Consider the following 21,320-nt stretch of genomic DNA (forward strand, 5'->3'; position numbering starts at 1 on the left):
GCCGGTCGGCACCGACTGGATCGGCTTCGATCGGCGTCAGACGGGCGTCTCACGGTCCGGAAGGTATTTGGGTCGTTGCAGGCGACATAAACCAAGATGGACGCGCAGCGACGATCGGAGATCACCGAGTGGGATTCCCGCGGGTTCTCGGGCGGATTCGCCGAACTCGGGCGCCTCGTCGACCGCGGATTCTCCGGCGCGGTGACCGACGGCACGGCGTGGCTGTTCGTGTTCGAGGGCCGCGTCGTCGGCGCGGTCGACGGCGACCTCGCGGACTTCTCGGAGGCCTCTGGCACGCTGTACGAGGCCCCCGAACCGGTCCTCCCGGTCCTGTTCGCCATGCAGGAGCGGGGCGGCGAGCCCCGGGCGCAGTACTACACGAACGACACCCCGCTCTCGGAGGCGGACCAGAAGCTCTCTCGCGGCGGGTTCACGGGCTACGTCGAGCTGTCGGAGAACGTGCTCTCCGGCGACTACTACGTCACGTACACGGCGGGCGAGTCGATGACCGCCGCGTACGTCGGCAACTCGCGACGCCTGGAGACGGGCGAGAAGGCGTTCTCGCTGGCCGACGACGAGGTCGGCATCTACACCGTCTACGAGGTCGACCTGAGCGTCAGGGAGATCCCGTCCGACGGCGACGCCGGTGCAGCCGAGTCCGGGGCCGCCTCGACAGCCGAACCGTCCCTCGACGGGTCGGCAGCGGCGGACCCCGAGCCGAGCGCTGCGGGCCGCGACGGCGACTCGGATCGAGACGACGTCACCGCGGCCGACGAGCCCGGTGACGCGGCGGCCGACGACGCCGACGGGAGTCCGGCGCGCCACGGAGTCGCCGGAAGCGAGAGGGCGGACGAGAGCCGCGAGAGTCCCGCTGGTCGGGACGAGACCGAAGCCGGCGGCGACGACGGACCGTCGCCCGTCAGGGTCGGCGGATCCGACGGCCGAGATACTGACGGTCGCGATACCGACGGCCGAGATACTGACGGCGAACGACGGGAAGCCAACGGAGAGCGCAGCGCAGACGCGGAACGTGGCGCGAACGAGGCGCGAAGCGCTGATGACGCCGCCCTCGACGCGGGCGCCGGCGCGGACGAACCGGCGAGCGACGCAGAGGCCGCGGCCACGTCGGACGCCCGCGACGATCGCGAGCCCTCCGACGCGGCCGCCGTCTCGGCGGACTCGGACCGGCCCGAGGGCGAGCCGCACCCGAGCGACGACGTGTTCTCCGAGGAGGAGGAGTGGCGCGAACAGAAGTCGATCCCCGCGTTGGACCCGTCGGAATCGAGCGACCCGCCGACCGGCCGCGACGGAAACGGGGGAGGCTCCGCCAGCGGCTCCCGGCGGTCCCGCGGATCGAACGGCGCCGCGCGGCGAAACGATCCCGAACCGGGCGGGCAGTCCGCGGGGGACGACTCTCCGGATCCGCGGTCGACGGCCGAGGCCGACTCGAACCGGTCCGCCGTGTCGCAGCGCTCGCGGGGCGCCGACGGATCGACCGGCGACGGACGGGGCCAGGATCGCCTGCGCCAGCTGAAGAGCGCGCTGGAGGAGTCGGAGCGGAAGCGCGAGTCGCTGGCGGCGGAGCTGGACGAGGCCGTCGCGGACCGGGACGACGTCGAGGCCGAGCGCGACGAGCTGGCCGCCGAGGTGGACCGCTTGGAGTCGGAGCTCTCGACGCTCCGCGAGGAGCGCGACCGCCTGCGCGAGGAGCTCGCCGCGGCCCGCGACCGGCTCCCCGAGGGCGACCGCTCGCTGTCTCCCGCGGAGGCGCGAAGCGGGACGAACCTCTTCGTGCGGTACGACTCCAAGGGCGGCGCGACGCTCGAGGACGCACACGACGGGGCGGTCGACCGCGACGCGCTCGGCGAGAACCTGCGGATCGAACACCACACGAGCTTCGAGACGGACGGGCTCACGGTCGACGGCCGACCGTACGAGGAGTTCCTGCGGGACACGATCGAGTACGGGTTCACCCGCTGGCTCGTCGAGGACCTCCCGTTCGAGGTGAGCGGGACCGGTAACCAGAGCGTCCTCCGCGACCTGTACGACGCGATCCCCGAGGTCGACCGGGCGGAGATCGGCGGGTCGGTGTCGATAGCGATCCGCGAGAACGGCGAGGAGACGCGGGAGCAGCGCGCGTTCGACCTCGTGTTGCGCGACCGGATGGGGAACCCCCTGTTCGTCGCCGACCTCAACGACAGCCGGGACCCGACCGCCGAGGGGACGCTGGAGTCCCTCGTGGGCAACGGCCGCGACATCGCGGAGTCGAACGACTCGTTCGCGGCTGCGTTCGCGGTGACTGAGAGCTTCTTCGAGCCGGGCGCGTTAGAGACGGCGAGCGACGCGGTCGGCGGCGGGCTGTTCAGCCGATCGAAGCGCGCCAGCTTCGTGAAGCTTTCGCGCAAGCAGGGGTACCACCTCTGTCTGGTCGAGGCCCGCGACGGCGGCTTCCACATGACCGTCCCCGACCTGTAGCTCGGCGCTGTTCGCGGCGGAGAGACGGCGACCCGTGACTCCGGGCGGGCGGCGAGAGAAACCGCGGCGGGTAATCAGAGTCGGGGCGCGAGACAACTGCGGCTGCGGTGACCCGAGATCGAAACGCGGACCCGCGGCCGGCGGCGCGTACGAACGGAGGCGTTCAGTTCTCGAGCTCGGCGGCGTCGTCGATCCGCATGGAGCCGAGCTTGTCGACCGTCTCGTCGAGCTTCTCGTCGAGCTCGTCGACGAACTCGTGGGTTCGCTCGGTGGTGATGGCGCCCTGGCTCGACGGCTCGATGAGGTTCTCCTCCTCGAGCACGCGCAGGGAGTACCGGACCTTGTGATGGGGGTATCCCGTCTCGTTCGACATCTTCACGATGCCGATCGGCTCGTTTTCGATGACCATCCGCAGGACTTGGAGGTGTCGTTCCAGCATGTCTACCTCCTTCTCTAGTCGATCTATCATGGCACATGTTAACTCGTCATGCCCCTGTTTAAAAGTTGCTGTCGTCGGCCGCCCCCGGGTCGCTCGATCCCCGACTTCGACGTGGCAGTAGTTAACGTGTTCGATCGATCGGGGACCGAGTGGTCGTGCGAATCGACGGCCGACTCCGCGAGCAGCGGCCCCGCGAATCGGTGGCGGAGTTCGTCGCTTCGCTCGTCGCGAGCCCGTCAGACGGGGATCTATCGCACGAACGGGCATACCTCATATGAGTACGCCGCAATCTGATGCACGTTCGTGGGGTGAGCGCGTCCGCGGACCGTAATCTGTTTTACCCCCCGGAAGGAACCACCGGGCCGTATGACACTCACCATCGTCGGCTCCCAGCTGGGTGACGAGGGCAAGGGCGCGCTCGTCGACCGGTGGGGAGGGGACGCGGACGTCGTAGTCCGTTATCAGGGCGGCGACAACGCCGGCCACACCGTCGTCGAGGGGGGCGCGGAGTACAAGCTCTCGCTGGTACCGAGCGGCGCCGTCCGCGGCACGGTCGGCGTCCTCGGCAACGGCTGCGTCGTCAACCCGCGCACGCTGTTCAGCGAGATAGACGGCCTGCGCGAGCGCGGGCTCGACCCGGACGTGCGGGTCGCCCGCCGGGCGCACGTGATCCTGCCGTACCACCGCGTGCTGGACGGGATCGAAGAGGAGGTCAAGGCCGACGACGACGCCGGCGACGAGGTCGGCACGACCGGCCGCGGAATCGGGCCGACGTACGAGGACAAAGCGGGCCGCCGAGGGGTCCGGGTCGCCGACCTGCTCGACCCCGGCGTGCTCCGAGAGAAACTGGAGTACGCCGTCCCGCAGAAGCGCGCGATCGTCGAGGACGTGTACGGGCTCGAGATCGACGGCGATGAAGAGCGCGCCGAGGCGTTCGACGTCGACGCGCTCCACCAGGAGTTCGCCGCGATCGGAGAGCGCCTCGCCGACGAGGGGATGACGGTCAACTGCTCGGACTACCTCCACCGCCGCCACGAGGCCGGCGACGAGATCCTCTTCGAGGGCGCTCAGGGGACGCACATCGACGTCGACCACGGGAACTACCCGTTCGTCACGTCCTCGAATCCGACCGCCGGCGCCGCCGCGGTGGGCTCCGGGCTCGGGGTCACGAAGGTCGGCGACGGCGAGGTCGTCGGGATCGTGAAGGCGTACCTCTCCCGCGTCGGCGAGGGGCCGATGCCGACCGAGCTCGACGGGGACGCCGACGAGGAGGCGCTCGCCGACGACATCCGAGAGAAGGGCGGTGAGTTCGGCACCGTGACGGGTCGCCCCCGTCGGATCGGCTGGCTCGACCTCCCGATGCTGCGCCACGCGGCGCGCGTCTCCGGCTTCACGGGGCTCGCGGTCAATCACGTCGACGTGCTCGCCGGGCTCGACGGGCTGAAGGTGTGTACCGGCTACGAGCTAGATGGAGAGGAGATCGATACCGTCCCCACCACGACCGACCGATGGGAGCGGTGCGAACCGGTGTACGAGTCCCTCGACACCTGGGCGGAGTTCGACTCGGCCGCGGTCGCCGAGGAAGGCTACGACGCGCTCCCCGAGGCGGCCCGCGAGTACCTCGAGTTCGTCGCCGACGAGACCGACACGCCCGTCTACGCGGTCGGCGTCGGTCCCGACCGCGAGGAGACGGTCGAGCTGGTGAACCCGTTCGACGCGTAGGCCCCCGTCGCGGGCATACGTCGTTTGGTGCGACGCGCTCGACGGGTGTGAGCTGGCCGTTCAGACGGCTCTCTCTGGCCATCCGACTTTCCGGACACTGAGGTCACACGCACGGTACGTCCCGGAGTCCTCGCGACACGCTCGCACTTGCGACGGGGGCTCACCTGTTCGGCTCTTCGCTGTCGTCCATCAGAGAGGAGATGATCAGTCGCTTGATTCCGCGCCGAAGGAGCCCGCTAGCCGCGGGCTGAGAGATGTCCAGGTCAGCGGCGACGTCACTGAGAGTCACGTCTCGGGGCTCTTCGAAATACCCCGCATCGACCGCGACGAGGAGCGCCTCCCGCTGGCTGTCGGTCAGTCCCGCGTCCGTGGTACCGATGCCATCGTACTCGTTGACGCGCACGAGCTCGATACTGATGTCATTCCGTCGTGCGTAGTCCCACAGGCGAGTCAGATTCGCTCGCTCGGGCAGCCACACCGTCAGGTTCCACGCGCCACCCTCGTTTTCCATGTCGAGGATGACACCGCTCGCCGCCGAGACGACCGGCGAGACGATCGTTGCTTCGTCCGAATACTCCACGCTGTAAATCGCCCTCCCGTCGCCGGTTTCACGCAGGCGCTCGAACGCCCCGATTGTGTGATCGTTCCGCAATCCCCTCTCGAACCGACGGAGATCGGACGATTCCACGCGGTAAAAGAACCGCCCGGACGTCGGATCGGTGCCCGCCTCCGATACCGATTCGACGCTCGCACTGCTGTCGTGACGGACCGCGCCCGTGAGGACGATGTCGGCGTGCTCGACTCGGACGACCGCTTTAATATCGCTCATCGTTCTGTGAGGGAACTGCCTCCGGAGTTCCACCTCCGTGAGCGACGGGTGCCGAGGTGGTCGGCGCAAATCGACGATCGAACGCTCGCGACCGGCGTCAGTGCGGCGGTCGTTCGGTGAGTCCCGTCGCCCGGTTGGGCACGGCCTTCGGATACGCGGGTCGCGGTGATATACCTATGTCTCATACGTGTGCGGTTCGGACCGGGAGGGCGACTTGGGGACCGACACGGTGTCGGCCCGAACCGACCGGTCCGGTTCGGCTGTTCGAAGACCCTCCGGCGGACCCGTTCGCAGCGTTCTCGACTCGTCACCGTGGCGGCTTGAACAGCGTCGCGCGGACCCGGTCAAACCAATCGAGTGCGGCCGGGCGAGCGGACGCGGCAGGGAGGTAGAACTTCGGTTCGGTTCTGTCGGCGCCGTCGCGGACGCGGTCGTTCCGTGTCATACGGGTGGAACGTGGAGCCCGCGGCCCATCGGTCTCCGGCTTATGAGTATAACTCACTTATATACTAACGGCCGATCGCGCCCCTGCCGGCCGCCACTGGCGGCCACCTGCCGTACACGATGGCGGGGCGGTCGAGGTCGGTGAGAACGGCGGCCATCGTGACAACGGACGGCGAACGAGGGGTGTGGGTCGCGACCGTCATCGCCCGGGGGTCGGCGCGTCTCCGACCGAGAGAGACCTTCGACGTCAAAGCGATCGGGTGCTCCAACGGGCTCGATCGGCTCCGTCGTTACCGACCCGCACCCGGACGCCGTCGTTCACGGTACGGGGGTCGCGTCGTTCGACGTGAGTCCTCCGACGCGGGCCGTGCGTACCTCCGTCCGCGGTGCTAGCTCGCTCGACACACTCGTCGGCGACGGCCGCTCTGGCCGCCCGAACGGTGCTCCTGAAGCGGCGGCGGGTATCGACGGTCCACGCGAACGGCCCGCGCCGGTCGTCGCCGAAGACGGCCGTTCCGGACCGTGAGGTCCAAGCGCCCGCGCCGCTGGCCGCCGAACGATCCTGGACACCCCGGCACGGCGACTGCCGTCCCGAGCGCGGGGAACTGACGCCGACGCACCCGAGGCCGGACGCCGTGAGAGGGCTCAGGAATCGGGGCGCATCGCTCGTCGGCGCTCTACGCCCGCAGATCGATCTCGTCCAGAGCTGCCATATCCTCGTCGGTCAGCGAGAGGTCGGCGGCCGCGACGTTCGTTTCGAGGTGTTCGACGCTCGACGTGCCCGGGATCGGGAGCGTCACGTCGGAGTGTTCGAGCAGCCACGCCAGCGCGACCTGCTGTGGCGTGGCGTCGCGACGCTCGGCGACCTCGTCGAGCACGGCGGCCGGCCCCTCCTGAAAGACCGCGTACATCGGCCCCCACGGGATGAACCCCACGTCGTCGCGCTCGCAGGCGCGGAGCACGTCCTCGTCGTCTCGGTGCCCGACGTTGTACCGGTTCTGGACGGTCGCGATATCGACGATCTCCGTCGCCGTCTCCAGCTGTTCGACGGTGACGTTCGAGAGGCCGACGTGGGCGATCTGCCCGGCGTCCTTCATCTCCGCGAAGGCGTGGACGGAGGCCTCGAAGTCGGTGTCCGGGTCGGGCCGATGGAACTGGTAGAGGTCGATCGTGTCGGCCCCGAGCCGGTCGAGGCTGCACAGCACCTGATTCTTCAGGAAGTCCGGGTCGCCGTGGGGGAGCCAGTCGCCCTCGCGGTTGCGGAGCAGCCCGGCCTTCGAGGCGACGACCACGTCGTCGGGGTCGCCGAGGGCCTCGCCGATCAGGCGTTCGCTGACGCCCGGCCCGTAGGAGTCGGCGGTGTCCACGAAGTCGACGCCGAGCTCGACGGCCCGCCGGAGGACCCGCTTGGCCTCCTCCTCGTCGGCCGGCCGCCCGATGATGTCCTCGCCCGTGACTCGCATCGCGCCGAAGCCGAGGCGATTGACGGTCAGGTCGCCGCCGATGTCGAACGTCTCGCTCCGGGTCGTCGTCGCTGGTGACATGGCCGGGCGTACGCGTGCGGCCCCCAAAGTCGTAAGGATAGCGGAGGGGAGAGCGCCGACCGGCGCGCCGCGGCCGACGGCCCGTCTTGCGCGCGTCGCTACTCATAAACCGCCCCCGCGTGATCGTGAAGTATGGACGCCGAGCGCGAGGTACTCGACGTGTTGGCGCGGAACGCCCGCGAGGACATCGACGACATCGCGGCCCAGACGGGCCTCGACGCCGCCGCGGTAGAGGAGGCCATCGCGGCGCTGGAGGCGGACAACGTGGTCCACGGCTACCAGGCGGTCATCGACTGGGACCGCGTCGACGAGGGGAAGATCCGGGCGGTCGTCGAGATCAACGTGGAGCTCGACCGCGAAACGGGGTACGAGCAGGTCGCCGACCGAATCGCGAAGTTCCCGGCGGTCGACGCCCTCCACCTCGTTTCCGGTGACTACGACTTCGCCGTCGAGGTGCTCGGCGAGACGATGCAGGACGTCTCCCGGTTCATCTCCGAGCAGGTCGCGCCCATGCCGGAGGTCACCCAGACGGTGACTCACTACATCATGGAGACGTACAAGGACGGCGGGGTGCGGTTCGAGGACGGCGACGACGACGACCGCCTCTCCGTCTCGCCATGAGGCTCTCGGAGCGCGCGCGCGACCTCCCCGAGTCGGGGATCCGGAAGTTCTTCGAGCTCGCGGAGGCGCGCGACGACGTGATCTCGCTGGGCGTCGGCGAGCCGGACTTCTCGGCGCCGTGGGCGGCCCGGAACGCCGCGATCGACTCGCTCGAACGCGGGAAGACCTCCTACACGTCGAACCGCGGAATGGCCGCCCTCCGCGAGCGGATCGCGGCCCAACACGAGCGCTACGACCAGTCGTACGACCCGGCCGAGGAGGTGCTCGTCACCACCGGCGCGAGCGAGGCGGTCGACCTCGCCTTCCGCGCGCTCGTCGACCCCGGCGACACGGTCGCGGTCCACGAGCCGACGTACATCTCCTACGGCCCGGGGATCGAACTGGCCGGCGGCGAGCGGCTGACGGTCCCCACGCGGGCCGAGGACGACTTCGCGCTCACGCGGAGCGCGCTGGAGGCGTCGGGCGCCGCCGACGCGGACCTCCTCGTCCTCTGTTACCCGAACAATCCGACCGGCGCGACCATGACCGACGAGCAGTACGCGGCGGTCGCCGCCTTCTGTCGCGAGAACGACATCCGGGTGATCGCCGACGAGATCTACGCCGCGCTCACGTACGGGACCGACCACGCCTCGATCGTCACGCGGCCGGGGATGCGCGAGCGCACCGTCGTCGTCAACGGCTTCTCGAAGGCGTACGCGATGACCGGCCTCCGGCTCGGGTACGCGCTCGGACCGACCGAGGCGATCGACGCGATGAACCGGATCCACCAGTACACGATGCTGTCGGCGCCGACGACGCCGCAGTACGCGGCGATCGAGGCGCTCGACCGCTGCGACGACGAAGTGACCGAGATGGTCGACGAGTACAACCGCCGCCGCCGACTCGTCGTCTCCCGGTTCAACGAGATGGGCCTCGACACGTTCGAGCCCGGCGGCGCCTTCTACGCCTTCCCCGACTGCGGGGGCGACGACGAGGTCTTCGCCGAGGAGCTGCTGGAGGCGCAGGGCGTCGCCGTCGTCCCCGGCTCCGTCTTCGGCGCGGGCGGCGAGGGCCACCTCCGGGTGTCGTACGCGACCTCGATGCGCGAGCTGAAGGAGGCGACCGACCGGATCGCGACGTTCGTCAACGGGCGTAACTGACGAGCGTCCGCCGAGCGCCCGCCGAGCGCGCCCGGTCGGTCTCGCTTCTCGGAGCCAAACGACTAACGCGGTCGCCCGCCACGAGCGGGTATGGGCGAGTACGACGCAGTCGTGGTCGGTGCGGGCGTGGTGGGGTGTGCGGCCGCCCGCGCGCTCGCCGGCGAGGGTCGAGGCGTGCTGCTGTTGGAGCGAGGCGACTTCCCGAACCCGCGGGCGACCTCGCACGGACCGAGCCGCATCTTCCGACTCGCCTACCACGAGGGCGAGATGTACGTGCCGATGCTTCGCCGGAGCCGACGGGCGTGGCAGCGACTCGACCGCGACGCGGAGGCCGACCTCTTTTATCGAACCGGGTCCCTGACCGTCGGGCCCGAGTCGGGCGACTCGTTCACCGGCGCGCGAGCGACCTGTCACACCCACGACATCGACCACGAGGTGCTGGACGCGGCCGCTGTCAACGACCGGTTTCCGGCCTACGACCTCCCCGAGGGGTACCGAGCCGTGTTCCAGCCCGACGGCGGGCTCCTCGACCCGGAGCGGTGTCTCGTCGCGCTCGCCGAGGCGGCGATGGCGGACGGCGCCGAGCTGCGGGCCCGCGAGCCGGTAGTCGACTGGACCGCGGGCGAGGACGGGGTCCGCGTTCGGACGCCGCGACGGGACTACGACGCCGACTCGCTCGTGGTCGCGTCGGGCGCTTGGGCCGCCGACCACGTCGCCGCGGTGGAGGGGTTGGTGGAGCGCGAGCGGCACGTTGCCTGTCGGATCCGGCCGCGGACCCCGGCCGCGTTCGCGCCCGACTCGTTTCCGGTGTTCGTGATGGACACCGAGGACGGCCGGCACTTCTACGGCCTCCCCCGGCATCGCGTTCCCGGATTCAAGGTGGGGGCGACCCACGCCGAGGGGAGCGCCGTCCATCCCGACGAGATTCACGACGCGGGACTGGCCGAGACGGAGGCGGCGCGCGGGTTCGCCCGCGACTTCGCGCCGACCGGTGACGGGGCGGTGCTGGGGACGAGGGCGTGCGTGCTGTCGCAGACGCCGGACGGGGACTACATCATCGACACGCTCCCCGACGGTGGGAACGTCGTCGTCGCGGTCGGGATGTCCGGACACGGGTTCAAGACGGCGCCGGTCGTCGGCGAGGTCGCCGCCGCGCTCGCCACGGACTCGGACCCGCCGGTCGACGCAGACCCGTTCGCTCTCGATCGGTTCGACGGGGTCGGTGACGGACGGGGGTAACCCCGACCGCTCGCGGTCGACGATCCGTCGACACGGGCGCCGACCGGAAGACACGGCGCGATCCGACGCCCGCCGTGCCGGGACGCCGTGATAAACGCGCTCCGGATTCCTCGTCATTTACGAATAATTATGATGAATTCGGCGGATCGGGTGAACATGGAGTTCCAGCTGACCGACGAGCAACGACACCTGCGGGACGAGGTGCGGAAGTTCGCCGACGAGGAGATCCGACCGGTCGCGACGGAGTACGACGTGGCCGAGGAGTACCCCCACGAGGTCATGGAGAAGGCCGCCGAGATGGGCCTGCTCGCCCCGCACGTCCCGGTCGAGTACGGCGGCGTCGGGTACTCGTCGGTGGAGAACGCGATCCTGACCGAGGAGCTGTTCGCGGCCGACCCCGGGATCGGCCTCTGCGTCTCCAGCGCCGGGTTCGGCGCCGAGGCGCTGATGGAGTTCGGTACGGAGGCACAGAAGGAGCGCGTCCTCCCGGAGGTGACCGCCGGCGACGCGGTGATGGGCTCGGCGATCTCGGAGCCGCAGGCGGGCTCGGACGTGACGTCGGTCGAGACCCGCGCGGAGAAGGACGGCGACGAGTGGGTGATCAACGGGTCGAAGATGTGGATCACGAACGGCACCGTCGCCGACTACTTCGTCGTCGTCTGCGAGACCGACCCGGAGATCGACGACCGCTACTCCGGCTACTCGCAGATCCTCGTCGAGGGCGACCGCGACGGGCTCACCCGCGACAAGATCACCGGGAAGCTCGGTATCCGAGCGAGCGACACCGCCGAGCTCCGTTTCGACGACGTCAGGGTGCCGGAGGAGAACCTGATCGGCCAGCGCGGGATGGGATTCCTCCAGCTGATGCAGTTCTTCGACGAGACACGCACCGCGGTCGCCGCGCAGGGCGTCGGGATCGCCCGCGGCGCGGCCGAGCGCGCACTTGAGTACGCGGAGGAGCGCGAGCAGTTCGACCGCCCGATCAGCGACTTCCAGGCGATCAAACACAAGCTCGCGGAGATGCACACGAACACGGAGGCCGCCCGCTGGCTCACTTACCGCTCCGCGTGGGCGGTCGACAACGAGGCCGCCGATCTCACCGCGCTCGCGTCGATGGCCAAGGAGTTCGCCTCGCGGGTCGCCGTGGACGTCGCCGACGAGGCGGTCCAGGTCCACGGCGGCGCCGGCTTCGTCAACGACCACGACGTCGAGCGGCTCTACCGCGACGCGAAGATCACCCAGATATACGAGGGGACCACCGAGATCCAGAAGAACATCATCGCTCGCGAACTGCTCGACGAGGGGTTGTGAGCGACTCCGTCGGGTCGCTCGCGCCCCCCGCTCGCGACCGGTATATAAAAACCGGCGGCGGCCCTTCGTCACCGACATGAGCGACGGTGCGGACTCCGAGCCGGCCGGGAGCGCGAGCGACGGCGCGGACGCCGAGTCGGCCGGGAGCGCGAGCGGCGACGCGGACGCCGAGTCGGCCGACGGCGTGACCCCGGAGGAACGCCTCAAGCGCCAGCGCGACGACCTCCGCCTGCTGAACCAGGTGATGCGCCACGACATCCGCAACGACCTCCAGCTGGTCGGGGCGTACGCCGAACTGCTCGACGACCACGTCGACGAGGACGGGAAGGAGTACCTAGAGGTCATAAAGCGCAACACCCAGAGCGCGGTCTCGCTGACCACGACGGTCCGCGACCTGGCCGAGGTCATGCTCCGGGAGGACACCGACCCGAGCCGCGTCGCGCTCGATAGGGTCCTCTCCCAGCAGGTCGAGGAGGTCCGCTCGGCGTACTCGGAGGCGGTGTTCACCGTCGAGGGATCGTTCCCCGACGAGGCGGTCGTCGCCGACGAGATGCTGAGCTCGGTGTTCCGGAACCTCCTGCGGAACGCGGTCCAGCACAACGACGAGACGCCGCCGACGGTGACGGTGTCGGCGACCCTCGACGAGGGCGAGGGCGTCGTCGAGGTACGCGTCGCCGACAACGGGCCCGGGATCCCCGAGGGCCAGCGCGACGAGGTGTTCGGGAAAGGAGAGAAGGGACTCGACAGCCCGGGCGCCGGTATCGGGCTGTACCTAGTCCGGTCGCTCGTCGAGATTTACGACGGGGACGTGTGGATCGAGGGCAACGAGCCGAAGGGGGCGGTGTTCGTCGTCAGGCTCTCGCTGGCGGAGTAGGGCGCGAGGGCGTCGCCGGTCTCTCCGCCAGTCTCTCCGTCCGCGCCGCCAGCGCCGCCACCAACGCCGCCAGCGTCATCAACGCCGCCAGCGTGATCAACGCCACCAGCGTCGGTTCCCCGGGCGCACCGAGCGCGCTCACTCGTCGTCGTACTCCATCGCGACCGAGTTGATGCAGAACCGCTTCCCGGTCGGCTCGGGGCCGTCGTCGAACACGTGGCCCAAGTGGGAATCGCAGTTCGCGCACCGCACCTCGGTGCGGCGCATCCCGTGGCTCGTGTCGACGGTCGTCGTCACCGACTCCTCCTCGGCCGCGTAGAACGCCGGCCAGCCGCAGCCGGACTCGTACTTCGTCTCGGCGTCGAAGAGGACGGTCCCGCAGGCCCGACAGCGGTACTCCCCGTCGTCGGGGTGGTGGTCGACGTACTCGCCCGAGAACTTCGCCTCCGTGCCGCTCTCGCGGAGCACGCGGTACTCCTCCTCGGAGAGCCGCTCGCGCCACTCCTCGTCGGTCAGCTCTCCCGGGTCGACCGCGTCTCCCTCCTCGGTCTCGCTCATACGCCGAGTACGGGCCCCACGCCCAAGGCGGTTCCGGCGGGGTCTCGGTCGCCCCGCCCGGACCGGCCCCAAACCGTATGCCTGCGGGCACGGATCGACGTGACATGGCGCGCGAAGTCACCCACGAGGAGCGCGGTCCGGCGATACTCGACGAGTCCGACACCGGCGACGACGGCAAGATATACGTCTGTCAGTGCGGCCTCTCCGACTCGAAGCCGCTCTGTGACGGGTCGCACAACGCGACCGCCGACGAGGCGGACGGCGTCGTATATAAGTACGCGAACGACGACGCCGACGGCGAGCGGCGCGAGATCGACGAGATCGCGTCCGAAGACCGGTAAGCGAACCTGAGACGGTCGGGTGGTAGCGGGGAGGCGTTCGCTCAGGAGTCGACGGGAGGCCTCTCGTCGAGGAATGCGGCGATCTCGTTCGGACCGCCGGTACTGCCGGATTCGACGTAGGAGACCGCACAGGCGTTTCCACACGCCAGCGCGACGTCCCAATCCCACCCGCACGCCAGCGCGTGGCCGAGCCCGCCGGTGAATCGATCGCCGCCACCGGTGTGTCGGACCGGACGCTCGACGCTGTAGTTGCTGACCCGCAGACGATCGTCGGACGTGACGGCGGCGGCCTCGTCTCTCGCGTGCATCACCGCGGCCGTGATCCCCGTCTCCGCTCGGATCGCGGCGAGTCGAGCGAGGTCGTGGTCGAACGGTCCGGACAGGGGCGCGGCCGTCGCCCGGACTTCCTGCCGATTGGCTGAGTACACCACGTCGAACGCGTCTTGGAGAGCGGCCATTGCGTCGAGCAACGCACCGATCTCGTCGGGCCCGCACCCGACGATATCGCCCGGGTCGAAAACGAAGGGGATCCGCGGGACGTCCGCGTCGCTCAGCCGGTGAAACGCGCTTTCGAGCCCCGCCACGGAGTCCCAGTTACTACAGCAGACGGCGTCACCCCCGAACACGTCCGGGAGATCAGCGACTCGGCGTACCTCCGCGAGGGTCCACTCCGCGACGTCGGCGGCCTCGACGAACATCACGTCCCGATCGCTGAAGCCGAACACGTACACGACCGCCGGAGCCCCCATCGACACGGTATCGAAGGGTAGCGACTCGAATACCGGCGCGTCGAGGTGGCCGTAACAGGTGACCGATCCGCCGAGCGCGTGGAGCTGTTTCGCCGCGTTGACCGCTTGGCCGCCGGGCTCGGTCGCCTCGACGGCGAACGAGAACGACGACCGATCTCCGAGGATCTCCCGGCCGAACGCGTCGCGGGTCTCCGGCGACTCGGCGTCGTCTTCGGCGACCGTACAGAAGTGGTCGACGCTTCCGTCGGGGAGCGTCGTCACAGTCGGAGACCCCGACTCAGTGAGACGCCGCCGCAGCCGATCGTAGGGCATGCGACACCTCCGTTCAGAGCACGCCCATCGCTCCGAGCCGCTCGGGGAGGTACGTGTCGGTGACGAAGTCGAGCCCGCGGCTCGCGAGCGACTGCTGTTCGGACTTCTTCCCGATGTCGAGCTGGAGCTCGATCTGCTCCTCCCAGTAGTCGGTCTGGAAGCGCGGGTCCTCCAGCTCCGACTCGAGGGCGTTCACGTCTGAATCCGAGAGCGGGTCGGCCGGGAGGTCGTACTCGACGATGTCCTCGGGCTGGATCCCGACGAACTGCGCCTCCGGGGTCGCGAGGTACTTCGAGAGGTGCGCGGACTTGATCGAGCCGTACGCCACGGAGCCGTAGATCCGGTAGGACCACGGGTCGCCGTCGGCGAAGACGGCGATGGGGACGTCGAGCTCGTCGTGGACGCGCTTCGTGATGCGGCGGGTCGCTCGCGCCGGCTGGCCCTTTAAATGGATGACGAGGCAGTCGTACTCCTCGTCGAACCCGTTCTCGACGAGCCGGTCGCGCATCCCGCCGGTCTCCACCGCGAGCGCGAAGTCGATGTCGTCGTCGAGGAACTCGATCATGTCCGGGTTGTTCGGGATCTGGTACCCGCCCTCACCGACGTCCTCCTGGCAGTGGATCTCGCGCTCGCCGCGGCGGGTCTGCTCGCGGATCTCCAGCGGTCCCATCAGGGTCGCCCCCGACTCCTCCGGACGCATGTGGAAGTCCTCGCGGGTGACCCCCGTGACGATCTCCAGGTCCTCCACGAGGTCGTTGGACTCGTCCTGCGACTTGAACTGGGCCTCGTCGTTGTCCCACGACTCCGAGAGGTAGTACAGCTCCCGCAGCGTCGAGGAGCGCCCCTCGTCGAGCTGATTGGCGAGGAACTCGATCGTGTACGCCGCCTTCAAAAGCTTCCGAGCGCCCCGCACCGAGTTGGCGCTGCGCGTCGACGTGCGGTCGCCGTACGTCCACACGCCGCTCTCCGTGTCGTACTCGATGTTGCTCTTCGTCCGCGTCGGGAGCTGCAGCTCCGGGATCTTCCCGCCCGCGAACTGGTCGTAGAAGTCGGCGGCCAGGTCGATCAGCTCGTCTCGTGCGTCTGTGTCTGTCGTCATTTACGCGTTCACCGTGAGTTTCTCCGTCTCGACGCCGCCGACGCTGACCTCGAACTCGGCGTCGTCGTCGACGGCGTACGTCAGTTCCCGCTCGTCGCCCGAGGGGACCTCGGGCTTCCACTGGACGAACCACTCGCCGTCCATGTCGACGACCGTCCCGTCCGAGGGGTCGGTCGGCTCGGTCGTGACGATATCGGTGATCTCCAACTGCTCGTTCACGTCCGAGTGGTTCTCGACGACCAGCGTCACGGTGCCGTCGGACACCTCGCGATCGACGCTGACGTTGTTCATGATCCGCGCCAGCGCGCCGTCGATGTCGGGGCGCGGGCGGCCCGTGACCTCGGAGACCTTGTCGGCCATCTCCGGGAGGATCTTCCCGAGCACGTCCTGCTTCTCGCGGCGCTGCTGCATCGAGCGGCGCTTGTTGAGGAACGACTTCAGCTCCCGAGCGGCCTCCCGCACGGCGAGCTCGATCTCGTCTTCGATCGCGGGGACGTTCGCGAGCGCGTCCTTCGACTCGCTCGTGAACGGGACGTTCGTGGAGGCGACGTGGATGCTGATCACGGCCGGCCCGTTCGGCATCCCCGAGCCGCCGGGCTGGTCGAGCCCGTAGTTGCGCCAGCCGATCGACTTGATCACGTCCGTCGTCGCGCAGGCGCCGCGCTGGTAGACGAGCGGGACGCGGTTCGCGAACCGGAGCAGCTCGACGGAGCCCTCCGCCGGAATATTCCCCCCGTAGGCGATGCCGGCCTCGACGATGAACGGGTCGCCGCCGTGGACCTCGGCGTCGCGGGTCGCCGCCGCGTAGAAGTCGGCGTCGTACTCCTTGCGGAGCCCGGCTTCGACGAGCTCGGCCGTGATGGGCGCGAGGCAGTCGGTCGGCGGCGCGAGGATGTCCGTGGTGCGCATCGCTTCGAGCAGGTCGGCCGCGGCGTCGCGGTCGGCGGCGACGTCGCGCACCTTCGGCGGGTCGTCCGGCACGGTGCGCGCCCGGGACCAGAACGCTTCGACGACGTTCTCGCGGGCGGTCTCTCCGAACGTCGCGTCGTGCTGTTCGGCGACGAAGTTCGCCGCGTCGGCGACGAGCCGATCCAGGTCGTCGCGAGCGATCCGGAAGGCGTCGCCGTCGAGGTTCAGGAACCGGCGCGTCAGCGCGTCGGCCATCGCCTGGACCGCGGCGTCGTCCTTCCGAGTCGACGTCGCCTCGTCGACGAGCGCGTACGCGTCGGCGACGAGGGGGGAGTCGGCCTCTCCCCCGTCGTCCTCGCCGTCGCCGGCCGCGTCTCCCGCGGCGGCCCCGACCGGCTCGCCGTCGGTGTCGACCCCGGTGATCGCCCGCCACGCCGCGTCGACCGCGTTCTCCCGGACGGTCTCGCCGAACGTCTTCCCGGTGTCGTCCTCGACGCCGTCGGCGACGTTCCCGACGATCGTCGCGAGCTCGGACCGGCTCAGCCGGTCGTTCCCCGAGACCGTCTCGGCGACGCCTTCCGCGAAGGCGGTCGTCGCCGCCTTCCCCTTGTTGGCCACCGCTTCGCTCACCGCGGCCGCGACGTCGCGGTCGTCGTGCGCGCGCGGCGGCGTCCACGAGAGCTCGCGCCCGTAGTAGACGTCCCGGAAGTTGTCGATGACGCTGTCCGCGGTCTTCTTGCCGACCCGCGTGAACTCCTCCTGGAGGAACCCGGACACCGAGTACGACTCGGTCGCCTCCAGCATCTTGATCAGCGCGCCGAGCTCGACCCCGTGGGGGTGCGGGCGGATCTCCTTCGTCTCAGCCGGTAGATCGTCGGTCGCGCGCTCGAACTTCATCGGCTCGTCGAGCCCCGGCTCGCGGAGTTCGATCCGGGCGTGGGGGTTGACGACCGCGGTGTGTTTCACGTAGTCGTGGAGCTGCTGACGGGCCCGCATGTTCGCCTCCATCTCCAGCTCGATGCGGGTGCCGTGGGGGCGGTCCCACGTCGCCTCCTCGTCCGCCTTGATCTCCGGCTCGTTCGTGTCGGTGTCGATGATGAGCTCGAAGTACTGCGCCCGCGACTGCCCCTTCGGGCGCGAGGTGATCTTCGCGGGCTGGCCGGACGTCAACTGCGAGTACAGTACGGCCGCTGAAATCCCGATTCCCTGTTGACCGCGATTCTGTTCACGTGTATGAAACCTCGAACCGTACAGGAGCTTCCCGAACACTTTCGGGAGCTCCGCTTTCGTGATGCCCGGCCCGTTGTCCTCGATGACGAGCCGGTAGTAGTCGCCCACCTCCTCGATCTCGATGTAGATGTCGGGGAGGACGCCGGCCTCCTCGGTCGCGTCCAGGGCGTTGTCGACCGCCTCCTTGACGGCGGTGACGAGCCCGCGGGCGCCCGAGTCGAACCCGAGCATGTGCTTGTTCTTCTCGAAGAACTCGGCGATGGAGATCTCGCGCTGGCCCTCGGCCAGCTCCTCCGCGATCCCCTCCTCGTCGCCGATCGTCGACTGGAAGGACGTCATTCGGTGTCCTCTCCTTTCACCGAGGCACCTAAAAACGCACCGCCGGCGCGGTGAAAGTGGATCCCGGCGTCAGACGCCGTCTCGATGCGGGTTCGGGAGCGTGCGGACCGGCGCTGAGACGGGTCTCTCCGCCGACAGCTTTCTCCCCGTGAGACCCCTTCCACCGCGTATGTCAGGCTGGACGACCGACGAGATGCCGCGACTGGACGGAAAAACTGTGGTCGTCACCGGGGCGAACAGCGGACTCGGCTACGAGGGGACCCGTGCGTTCGCCGAAAAGGGGGCGACGGTCGTGATGGCGTGCCGGAGCGTGCGGCGCGGCGATCGCGCCGCCGACGAGATCCGACGCGAGAGCGCTCTCGACCGCGACGACCTGGACCTCGACGTTCGCGAGTGCGACCTCGCCTCCCTCGACTCGGTAGCGGCCTTCGCCGAGGGACTCGCCGCCGACTACGACGCGGTCGACGTCTGCTGTAACAACGCCGGGGTGATGGCGATCCCGCGGAGCGAGACCGAGGACGGCTTCGAGACCCAGTTCGGCGTCAACCACCTCGGGCATTTCGCGCTCACGGGGCGCCTGTTCCCGCTCCTGGACGCCGCCGAGGGGATCGGCGGGGCGGCCCGCGTCGTCACGCAGTCGTCTGGCGCCCACGAGCAGGGCGAGATGGACTTCTCGGACCTCAACTGGGAGCGCTCGTACGGGAAGTGGAAGGCGTACGGCCGGAGCAAGCTCGCGAACCTGCTGTTCGCCTACGAGCTCCAGCGGCGGATCGCCGACGCGAGGGGGAACGACGGGGGCGACGACCCCGAGATCCGAAGCGTCGCCTGCCACCCGGGCTACGCGGCGACGAACCTCCAGCACCGCACCGCGGAGGCGAGCGGTAACCCCCTGATGAAGGTCGGGATGAAGGCCGCGAACGCGGTGCTCGGACAGGACGCCGCGACGGGCGCCCTCCCCATGCTGTACGCCGCGACCGCCGACGTCGACGGCGGCGCCTACGTGGAGCCGGGCGGTCTCATGAACATGCGGGGGACGCCGACCGTCGGCCGGTCGAACGACGCCTCGTACGACCGCGCGGACGCCCGCCGGCTCTGGGAGTACTCCGAGGAGGCGACCGGCGTCGAGTTTCCTATTTAAAAGAAACCGCGGCGACTAATGCAGCGTGCCCTCCCGCACGCGGTCGTCGTGCGCGAACAGCGCGTAGCCGACGTCGACCGCGCGGTGACCCGTCTCCTCGGCGATCTCGCGGATCGGTTCGATCATCGTCACGTAGTCGGCGGCGTCGAACGACTCCTTCCGCCCGTCGAGGTGCCCCAGCCGCTCCAGCGACGCCCAGACGCGGGTGTCGACGACGGCGTGGCGGTCGCCGTCGAGCGCGGCGACCACGCACGACGCCGTCGGCGCCTTGAACCCGGTGAGCCCCGTGATCAGGTGGATCGTCGAGAAGTCCCCGTCGACGGCGCGGGCGTTGCGGGTCACCTCCCGACAGCGCCGCTCCGGGTTCTTCCGGACGTGGTACGCGCTCCGCGTCGACGACTCGTAGGCGATGTCGTACAGCTGTTCGCGGGTCAGGTGCCCCTGCGCCCGGTACCTGTCGCCGAACTCGTCGAGCCGCTCGGGGAGGACTCCCTGCGTCTCGGCGTAGCGGTCGAGGTGCTCGGCGACGAACTCGTCGAGGTCGTCGACGTCCATGTCGGCGTCCTCTGGCTCGGAGGTCAAAACACCGGCGACGCCGCTCGCGGTGTAATATACGCGGAACGCGTTTCGAGAGCTGTCCGCCGTCGCCGGTCGCGGGTACGGCCGAGCGAGCTACAGCCGAGTGAGGTTCGTCGCGCGCGGACCCTTGTCCGCCTCCTCGATCTCGAACTCTACCTCCTGGCCTTCCTCGAGGTCCGGGCCGCCGACGTCTTCCATGTGGAAGAATACGTCTTCGTCAGCGTCGTCAGTCTCGATGAATCCGTAGCCGCCGGTGTCGTTGAAGAAGTCGACCTTACCTGTCGCCATCGCATTCGGACACACTCCCGACTGGATGATAAGTGTTGTGTGCGCTCCGATCCACCCGTATTCGACGCTCTCAGACCCGGACAGGCTCTATGTCCGTTTTTCCGGACCGGATCGCCGCGGCGGACCCCTTCGCGGCCGGAACGTCGGAATCGCCGCCGGTCGCGCGCGGCACCGTCCGCGCCCGCATCGGCCCGCGAGTCGGATCGCGAACCGTTTCCCGAAACGTTAGGTCGCGAGCGGCCGTACGGTCGAACGTAACTCGTGGCGAAAGACGACGCTCGGGTCGACATGACGGCGGGAGCCATCTCGCCGAAGCTGTTCGACCTCGCGTGGCCGCTGGTGCTCGGGAACCTCCTCCAGACGCTGTACAACCTCGCGGACATGTTCTGGGTCGGGCGGGTGAGCACCGAGGCCGTCGCCGCCGTCTCGCTCATGTTCCCGCTGTCGTGGATGTTCGTCTCGACCGCGGTGGGCCTCACGGCCGCGACGATCGCCCTGGTCTCCCAGCACGTCGGCGCCGGCAACGACCGGCGCGCCGACGAGGTCGTGGGACAGACGGTGCTGCTCGCGGTCGCGGTCTCCGTCGCCCTCGCCGCCCTCGGGTTCGCGGCCCGTCACCGGCTGCTCTACTGGATCGGCGCGCGGGACGCGGTGTTCGTCGAGTCGCTCGCCTACATCGAGGTGATCCTCCTCACGCTCCCGCTCACGTTCCTCTTCTTCGCGTTCCGCGCCTCCCTGCAGGGCGCGGGCGACACGACGACGGCGATGTGGCTGGTCGGGATCTCCGCGGGGATCAACATCGTCATCGATCCCGTCTTCATCCTCGGATGGGGGCCGGTCCCGCCACTCGGGACGCGCGGGGCCGCGATCGCGACGCTGATCGCGCGCCTCTTCGCGACCGCGACGGGCGTCTGGATTCTGCTGCGCGGCGACTGGGGGGTGAAGCTGTACGTCCGCGACCTCGCGCCGAACCCGGAGATCCTCCGGAAGCTGATCGGCGTGGGGTACCCGGCGACGCTCGACGGGTGGGCGCGGTCGTTCGCGGCCGTCTTCATGGCCGCGCTGGTCGCGCGGTTCGGCCCGGCCGCGACCGCGGCCTACGGGATCGGCGTCAGGCTCATGTCCGTCTCGTGGTCGGTCG

The 21,320-nt window shown here is 69.4% G+C and carries 18 protein-coding genes and 1 pseudogene (1 of these 19 running past the window's edge); 10 read left to right on the forward strand and 9 right to left on the reverse strand.

Going from position 1 to position 21,320, the window contains the following annotated elements:
- Positions 1-96: 96 nt before the first annotated feature.
- A complete protein-coding gene (locus tag DJ81_RS01215; protein ID WP_094588048.1) occupies positions 97-2,475 on the forward strand; it encodes a hypothetical protein in 2,379 nt (792 codons plus the stop codon).
- A gap of 163 nt (positions 2,476-2,638) precedes the next feature.
- Here the strand turns inward: DJ81_RS01215 and DJ81_RS01220 are convergent, their stop codons facing one another.
- Complete coding sequence (locus DJ81_RS01220; RefSeq protein WP_004045854.1) at positions 2,639-2,944, reverse strand: hypothetical protein; 306 nt, start codon at positions 2,942-2,944, stop codon at positions 2,639-2,641.
- 336 nt (positions 2,945-3,280) lie between these two features.
- On the opposite strand from DJ81_RS01220, the gene DJ81_RS01225 reads away from it, so the two are divergent.
- On the forward strand, positions 3,281-4,636 hold the full coding sequence (locus DJ81_RS01225; protein WP_094588050.1) for an adenylosuccinate synthase: 1,356 nt from the start codon (positions 3,281-3,283) through the stop codon (positions 4,634-4,636).
- Between the two features lie 160 nt (positions 4,637-4,796).
- Here DJ81_RS01225 and DJ81_RS01230 read toward each other — a convergent pair whose 3' ends face one another.
- Positions 4,797-5,465: a helix-turn-helix domain-containing protein gene (locus DJ81_RS01230; RefSeq protein WP_094525616.1), complete on the reverse strand. Its 669-nt coding sequence runs from the start codon at positions 5,463-5,465 to the stop codon at positions 4,797-4,799.
- A gap of 1,121 nt (positions 5,466-6,586) precedes the next feature.
- Positions 6,587-7,453: an aldo/keto reductase gene (locus DJ81_RS01235; RefSeq protein WP_094588052.1), complete on the reverse strand. Its 867-nt coding sequence runs from the start codon at positions 7,451-7,453 to the stop codon at positions 6,587-6,589.
- Positions 7,454-7,585: 132 nt separating this feature from the next.
- On the opposite strand from DJ81_RS01235, the gene DJ81_RS01240 reads away from it, so the two are divergent.
- The 5 genes from DJ81_RS01240 (at position 7,586) to DJ81_RS01260 (ending at position 12,637) form a co-directional block, all read left to right on the forward strand.
- Positions 7,586-8,074, forward strand: a complete 489-nt coding sequence (locus tag DJ81_RS01240; RefSeq protein WP_094525520.1) for an Lrp/AsnC family transcriptional regulator — start codon at positions 7,586-7,588, stop codon at positions 8,072-8,074.
- Positions 8,071-9,213, forward strand: a complete 1,143-nt coding sequence (locus tag DJ81_RS01245) for a pyridoxal phosphate-dependent aminotransferase (protein ID WP_094525519.1) — start codon at positions 8,071-8,073, stop codon at positions 9,211-9,213. Before DJ81_RS01240 ends, DJ81_RS01245 begins: the two co-directional genes overlap by 4 nt.
- A 90-nt stretch (positions 9,214-9,303) precedes the next feature.
- Complete coding sequence (solA, locus tag DJ81_RS01250) at positions 9,304-10,452, forward strand: N-methyl-L-tryptophan oxidase (RefSeq protein ID WP_094588054.1); 1,149 nt, start codon at positions 9,304-9,306, stop codon at positions 10,450-10,452.
- Positions 10,453-10,608: 156 nt separating this feature from the next.
- The gene (locus DJ81_RS01255) at positions 10,609-11,763 is read left to right on the forward strand and encodes an acyl-CoA dehydrogenase family protein (RefSeq protein ID WP_094588056.1); all 1,155 of its coding nucleotides are present in this window, start codon (positions 10,609-10,611) and stop codon (positions 11,761-11,763) included.
- A 76-nt stretch (positions 11,764-11,839) separates the two neighbouring features.
- On the forward strand, positions 11,840-12,637 hold the full coding sequence (locus DJ81_RS01260) for a sensor histidine kinase KdpD (RefSeq protein WP_094588058.1): 798 nt from the start codon (positions 11,840-11,842) through the stop codon (positions 12,635-12,637).
- A gap of 138 nt (positions 12,638-12,775) precedes the next feature.
- Here DJ81_RS01260 and msrB read toward each other — a convergent pair whose 3' ends face one another.
- Entirely contained in the window at positions 12,776-13,195 is a 420-nt protein-coding gene (msrB, locus tag DJ81_RS01265) for a peptide-methionine (R)-S-oxide reductase MsrB (RefSeq protein ID WP_094525515.1), read from the reverse strand.
- Between the two features lie 104 nt (positions 13,196-13,299).
- Here msrB and DJ81_RS01270 point away from each other — a divergent pair, with 104 nt between their 5' ends.
- On the forward strand, positions 13,300-13,536 hold the full coding sequence (locus DJ81_RS01270; protein ID WP_094525514.1) for a CDGSH iron-sulfur domain-containing protein: 237 nt from the start codon (positions 13,300-13,302) through the stop codon (positions 13,534-13,536).
- Positions 13,537-13,577: 41 nt separating this feature from the next.
- Here the strand turns inward: DJ81_RS01270 and DJ81_RS01275 are convergent, their stop codons facing one another.
- The 3 genes from DJ81_RS01275 to DJ81_RS01285 are packed head-to-tail and all read right to left on the reverse strand — an operon-like array spanning position 13,578 to position 18,174.
- Positions 13,578-14,597 (reverse strand): carbohydrate kinase family protein, encoded by a 1,020-nt coding sequence (locus DJ81_RS01275; protein WP_094588060.1) that lies wholly within the window; start codon positions 14,595-14,597, stop codon positions 13,578-13,580.
- Positions 14,598-14,610: 13 nt separating this feature from the next.
- Entirely contained in the window at positions 14,611-15,696 is a 1,086-nt protein-coding gene (locus DJ81_RS01280) for a DNA topoisomerase IV subunit A (protein ID WP_094526813.1), read from the reverse strand.
- Entirely contained in the window at positions 15,697-18,174 is a 2,478-nt protein-coding gene (locus DJ81_RS01285) for a DNA topoisomerase VI subunit B (protein WP_094526812.1), read from the reverse strand.
- Positions 18,175-18,343: 169 nt separating this feature from the next.
- On the opposite strand from DJ81_RS01285, the gene DJ81_RS01290 reads away from it, so the two are divergent.
- Positions 18,344-19,312: an oxidoreductase gene (locus DJ81_RS01290; RefSeq protein ID WP_094588062.1), complete on the forward strand. Its 969-nt coding sequence runs from the start codon at positions 18,344-18,346 to the stop codon at positions 19,310-19,312.
- A gap of 15 nt (positions 19,313-19,327) precedes the next feature.
- Here DJ81_RS01290 and DJ81_RS01295 read toward each other — a convergent pair whose 3' ends face one another.
- Together DJ81_RS01295 and DJ81_RS01300 are read right to left on the reverse strand one after the other, a co-directional pair.
- Positions 19,328-19,867 carry a hypothetical protein gene (locus tag DJ81_RS01295; RefSeq protein ID WP_094588064.1) on the reverse strand — a complete coding sequence of 180 codons (540 nt, stop codon included), beginning with the start codon at positions 19,865-19,867 and terminating at the stop codon, positions 19,328-19,330.
- A gap of 117 nt (positions 19,868-19,984) precedes the next feature.
- Positions 19,985-20,179: a cold-shock protein gene (locus DJ81_RS01300; RefSeq protein ID WP_004045866.1), complete on the reverse strand. Its 195-nt coding sequence runs from the start codon at positions 20,177-20,179 to the stop codon at positions 19,985-19,987.
- 288 nt (positions 20,180-20,467) lie between these two features.
- Between DJ81_RS01300 and DJ81_RS01305 the strand changes: the two are divergent.
- Positions 20,468-21,320 (forward strand): annotated as a pseudogene (locus DJ81_RS01305) (MATE family efflux transporter); its annotated part runs 207 nt beyond the window's last position; the annotation flags it as partial.

Origin of the sequence: Halorubrum sp. Hd13 (genome assembly GCF_002252755.1) — an archaeon.
Classification (GTDB): Archaea; Halobacteriota; Halobacteria; order Halobacteriales; family Haloferacaceae; genus Halorubrum.